Annotated in this window: 10 protein-coding genes; all 10 read left to right on the top strand. The window is 52.1% G+C overall.

What is annotated here, in order from left to right; all coding sequences use genetic code 11:
• The first annotated feature begins 41 nt into the window (after positions 1-41).
• Complete coding sequence (locus APU11_RS01210; RefSeq protein ID WP_006809793.1) at positions 42-194, top strand: DUF1317 family protein; 153 nt, start codon at positions 42-44, stop codon at positions 192-194.
• Entirely contained in the window at positions 191-961 is a 771-nt protein-coding gene (locus APU11_RS01205) for a hypothetical protein (protein WP_058650941.1), read from the top strand. The genes APU11_RS01210 and APU11_RS01205 overlap by 4 nt, the downstream gene beginning before the upstream one ends.
• Positions 958-1,176, top strand: a complete 219-nt coding sequence (locus tag APU11_RS01200; protein ID WP_058650942.1) for a hypothetical protein — start codon at positions 958-960, stop codon at positions 1,174-1,176. The genes APU11_RS01205 and APU11_RS01200 overlap by 4 nt, the downstream gene beginning before the upstream one ends.
• Entirely contained in the window at positions 1,173-1,688 is a 516-nt protein-coding gene (locus tag APU11_RS01195; RefSeq protein WP_058650943.1) for an HNH endonuclease, read from the top strand. Before APU11_RS01200 ends, APU11_RS01195 begins: the two co-directional genes overlap by 4 nt.
• The gene (locus tag APU11_RS01190) at positions 1,672-1,989 is read left to right on the top strand and encodes a hypothetical protein (RefSeq protein WP_058650944.1); all 318 of its coding nucleotides are present in this window, start codon (positions 1,672-1,674) and stop codon (positions 1,987-1,989) included. Before APU11_RS01195 ends, APU11_RS01190 begins: the two co-directional genes overlap by 17 nt.
• Positions 1,986-2,177 (top strand): DUF1382 family protein, encoded by a 192-nt coding sequence (locus APU11_RS01185; RefSeq protein WP_048206847.1) that lies wholly within the window; start codon positions 1,986-1,988, stop codon positions 2,175-2,177. Before APU11_RS01190 ends, APU11_RS01185 begins: the two co-directional genes overlap by 4 nt.
• Before the next feature lie 91 nt (positions 2,178-2,268).
• Positions 2,269-2,487: a TraR/DksA family transcriptional regulator gene (locus APU11_RS01180; protein WP_058650945.1), complete on the top strand. Its 219-nt coding sequence runs from the start codon at positions 2,269-2,271 to the stop codon at positions 2,485-2,487.
• On the top strand, positions 2,487-2,837 hold the full coding sequence (locus tag APU11_RS01175; RefSeq protein ID WP_058650946.1) for a hypothetical protein: 351 nt from the start codon (positions 2,487-2,489) through the stop codon (positions 2,835-2,837). The genes APU11_RS01180 and APU11_RS01175 overlap by 1 nt, the downstream gene beginning before the upstream one ends.
• A gap of 5 nt (positions 2,838-2,842) precedes the next feature.
• Positions 2,843-3,499, top strand: a complete 657-nt coding sequence (locus APU11_RS01170; protein ID WP_058650947.1) for an AP2 domain-containing protein — start codon at positions 2,843-2,845, stop codon at positions 3,497-3,499.
• A complete protein-coding gene (locus APU11_RS01165) occupies positions 3,480-3,731 on the top strand; it encodes a DUF4222 domain-containing protein (protein ID WP_058650948.1) in 252 nt (83 codons plus the stop codon). The genes APU11_RS01170 and APU11_RS01165 overlap by 20 nt, the downstream gene beginning before the upstream one ends.
• Positions 3,732-3,736 lie beyond the last annotated feature (5 nt).

Below are 3,736 nucleotides of genomic sequence, written 5' to 3'. Positions count from 1 at the left end.
ATTGCTCAGGGCCTCTACATCGACGAAATGGAGTCCATCCTATGACTCACGCTCACGACGACATCAGGGTTGGCACACTGTGCCTTCCCTTCATTGGTAACGGCTGGCTAATGCCATGGGGTGAAGTAGTCAGCAATCCATTAAAGGCGCAGCGGCTCGCTGAGGAATATCGGGAAAGGCAGGAGGCCGCATGAGCAAAGGTACCATTATCTGCCTGTGCGATATCACTGGCGTCATGTCTGTGCCATGGGTTGAAACCGGCTACCGTGCGGTGTTGGTTGACCCGCAGCATCCAGATACTTCGATTAACGGTCCGATTGAACGCATATCGGCAACCATAATTGAGGCTATGCCGCGGCTGTCCCAGATCATTCGTACCGAGAACGTGGTTATGGTTATCGGCTTTCCTCCTTGCACTGACGTTGCAGTATCAGGATCCCGCTGGTTCGAATCAAAACGAGCCAAAGACCCACATTTTCAGGCTAAAGCTGCGCTGGTTGCTGAGCAATGCCGCATGGTAGGAATGGCTGCCGGTTGCCCGTGGGCATTCGAAAACCCGGTTAGCGTGTTCAGTAGCATCTTCGGTTCGGCAGATTACACGTTCCATCCGTACCAGTTCACTGGGCTGTGCGAGGATGACAACTACACGAAACAGACCTGCCTCTGGACAGGTAACGGCTTCAAGTCGCCGGCAGAGAATATGCACCCCATGGTAGAAGCGGCTATAGACGCCGTTAAGCTGGCCTGCGGGCGTATGGTGCCGAAGAAAAAGGCGACCGATGCCATCTCAGGTACATCTTTCGCCGGATTGGTGACTGACTGGTATCCGGACAACCGCATTCACGAATGCCCTCCCAGTGACGAGCGTGCCAACATTCGAAGCGCAACTCCTCTGGGCTTTGCGAAAGCAGTTTTTCTTTCGAATGCCCCTCATCTCAAAAACAAACGGGAGGCCGCATGACGCCAGCAAATGAAAACGCCGTCCGCGCCGCCTTCCGCCGGTGCACCGAGGAAATCCAGCAGGCCATGCGCAAGAAGCCAAAGCCTAACTGGAACGAAACGGTGCCTCCCATCATCAACAAGCATCACAAGAAAATTGAAGCTCTGGGAGTTAGCCTCCTGGAGTTCGTCGTCAAAACTGGCCGCCTGAACAAAAGGTTTGGAGTTGAGCAATGACCCTTACGCAAAACAGGCTAAAAGAAGTGCTTCGATACGACCCCTTAACAGGGGTTTTTTATTGGCTAAACCCTACCGCCTATTGCATGCATCCAGGTGATGTTGCTGGGTTTGTAGATTACACAGGCTATGCCTACATAAAGGTAGATAGGGTTAAATATTCAGCTCACAGACTGGCGTGGCTATATGTTCATGGCTCTATGCCGGAAGAACAAATTGACCATGTAAACAACAACAGATCGGATAACAGAATATCAAATCTTAGGCTCGCCTCTCGTTCACAGAACATGATGAATCAGTATGTCAGAAAGGACAGCATTTCAGGGGTAAAGGGGGTTGGGTGGGATAAGAAAATGCAAAGCTGGAGAGCTCGCTGTCAGGTTGGCGGTAAAAGGGTTGTTATAGGCTGGTTTGACTCCGTAGAGGAGGCAGAAGAAAGCCTGAGAGTTTACAGAGAACAATATCACGGTGAATTTGCTAACCACGGAGTTAATCATGACAACAGAAATTAAAGCCCTACCCGTCGAACGCGACCAATACGGTTACTGGACTCACCCGCTTTACGATGAGTTTTGCGATGGACGCGAGTCCATTTCGCGCATTGAGTTCAACGCATGGCTGGAGAAGAACGGCCTAGAGTGGAAAGTGATTTACCGCGATGAGGGTGATGTCGATCCCGATGTTGACGGCTATGACATTTCATCGTGGCAACCAGAGACACCAGCCGGTGATGGTTGGTTTGTCGGTTCAATTCACGAAACGGAAGATGGCGCCGTCTGCATCTGGCTGCGAAACGTTGGCGGTGCAGCATGAACCGAGCCTCTCCCGTTGATTTGAGAAAAAGCCTCGAAATTGCCAATAACCTCGCGCACATCGGGATTCGCTTCGTGCCGATCCCGGTGGCGACCGAGGAAGAATTCCAGACGCTGGCCGCCGAGTTATCGCGACGGCTTGAGCAGATGGCAGTCGAAGCTGAGAAGAATGAAGGCGGTGCAGCATGAAGGCACTAATCACCCAGGAGCTTAAAGCTCCCTTTTTATTGCTGGCGTTCACCTTCAACCGAATTAACCGACAGTTCCGGGAGCATTGACCATGGCAGATATCATCGATACAGCAGCAGAGATTGAAGAGCTTCAGCGTAACGCTGCCCTTTCCGCTCACCGGCTAAACCGCAACGCCTTATCAGCTGAGCGTTGTGAAGAATGCGACGAACCAATTCCCGAGCCGCGGCGTGCTGCAGTTCCCGGCTGCCAGACGTGCGCCAGTTGCCAGGCTGATTTGGAACTTATCCGTAAGCAAAGGGGCTCCTGATGGATTACACCAAACTCAGTGACGGTGAAATCAGTGTAAGGCTCGCATATTTCCTGAAGCCAAAGTACACCGCCACTATTCACCCGCATGAAAAGACCGGTGCCAATTTGTCGTGGAACTGGTTTAACACGGTACAGAACACCGCCTGGTTTCCGTTACGTCGTGCCGAAGAGCTCTACCCGGCAATGAAGAAGCATCGAATCGGTCTGGTACCATTAGGTAAGACCGTGTGGCAGGCAACTCATGAGTCTGGTGTCAGCTCGACTCACCGTAACCCGCTGCGCGCTGTGGCAATCGTCTACCTCCTTTTGCAGGAGTCAGCCAATGTTCAGGATAATCCAGAGGGTTAATTCACATGATTGAGAATTTTTCTGAAGGGGAAAAGCGCTGGCGCCTAACGCTGATCGAGCGCCTTCCAAGGGAGAGCGGCAAGAACAGGAAAGGCAGGTTCACCTGCGAATGCGGAAATGAGACCGTCGCAGTTATCAGTAGGGTTAAATCTGGCCTTACTAAATCTTGCGGCTGCCTGAGCCGGGAGGTTTCCGTCAGGCTCAGGACTAAGCATGGCCAGCATGGTTCTGAAACTTATGGAACGTGGTGCGCAATGCTATCTCGGTGCGAAAACCCCAGCAATGTAAATTACAAAAATTACGGAGGTCGTGGGATTACCGTTTGTGAGCGCTGGCATGAATTCAGAGAGTTCTTTGCTGATATGGGTGAAAGACCACGCGGAATGACCATCGATAGGATTGACAATAATCTTGGGTATTTCCCCGGGAACTGTCGATGGGCCACTCAGTCTGATCAGGCCAAGAATCAGAGGAAAAGGAGTGGCTGCACATCAAATTGCAAAGGGGTTAGCCTTACCAAGCATGGTCGTTGGGAGGCGCACATTTCAATCGATGGGAAAAGAACCTCTCTTGGACGTTTCGACACCGAGGAAGAGGCGTCGGCCGCTCATGAATTAGCCCGCGCTAAAAGAGATGAGAAACATGAAGAGTCGGATTTCTAACCTACCGATTTCTGATGATTATTACTCTGATCGCCACGGCGCGCCCTGCAAAATCATCCGCACTACCCACGAAGTCATCCACTACATCCGCAACGGTCGCACCTGCATCGCCAGCATGGGCCGCTTTCAGCATGAATTCGAGCCGCTGACCAAAGCACAGGCTGAGCGGATCGCCGAAGAAATCGAAACAGCAGAACACCTGAAGAAGCTGCGCGCCCAGCGTGCGGCATGAGGAGA

The organism is Enterobacter sp. 50793107 (assembly GCF_001463365.1).
Lineage (GTDB): Bacteria > Pseudomonadota > Gammaproteobacteria > Enterobacterales > Enterobacteriaceae > Enterobacter > Enterobacter cloacae.
Note: the sequence above shows the minus strand (reverse complement) of the source record. Positions and strands in the feature narration are given on the sequence as shown.

Excerpts from the sequence above, each read along its gene's own strand:
- APU11_RS01195 (WP_058650943.1), top strand. The coding sequence starts at position 1,173 with ATGACCCTTACGCAAAACAGGCTAAAAGAAGTGCTTCGATACGACCCC.
- APU11_RS01185 (WP_048206847.1), top strand. The coding sequence starts at position 1,986 with ATGAACCGAGCCTCTCCCGTTGATTTGAGAAAAAGCCTCGAAATTGCC.
- APU11_RS01165 (WP_058650948.1), top strand. The coding sequence starts at position 3,480 with ATGAAGAGTCGGATTTCTAACCTACCGATTTCTGATGATTATTACTCT.
- APU11_RS01200 (WP_058650942.1), top strand. The coding sequence starts at position 958 with ATGACGCCAGCAAATGAAAACGCCGTCCGCGCCGCCTTCCGCCGGTGC.
- APU11_RS01170 (WP_058650947.1), top strand. The coding sequence starts at position 2,843 with ATGATTGAGAATTTTTCTGAAGGGGAAAAGCGCTGGCGCCTAACGCTG.
- APU11_RS01210 (WP_006809793.1), top strand. The coding sequence starts at position 42 with ATGACTCACGCTCACGACGACATCAGGGTTGGCACACTGTGCCTTCCC.
- APU11_RS01190 (WP_058650944.1), top strand. The coding sequence starts at position 1,672 with ATGACAACAGAAATTAAAGCCCTACCCGTCGAACGCGACCAATACGGT.
- APU11_RS01175 (WP_058650946.1), top strand. The coding sequence starts at position 2,487 with ATGGATTACACCAAACTCAGTGACGGTGAAATCAGTGTAAGGCTCGCA.
- APU11_RS01180 (WP_058650945.1), top strand. The coding sequence starts at position 2,269 with ATGGCAGATATCATCGATACAGCAGCAGAGATTGAAGAGCTTCAGCGT.
- APU11_RS01205 (WP_058650941.1), top strand. The coding sequence starts at position 191 with ATGAGCAAAGGTACCATTATCTGCCTGTGCGATATCACTGGCGTCATG.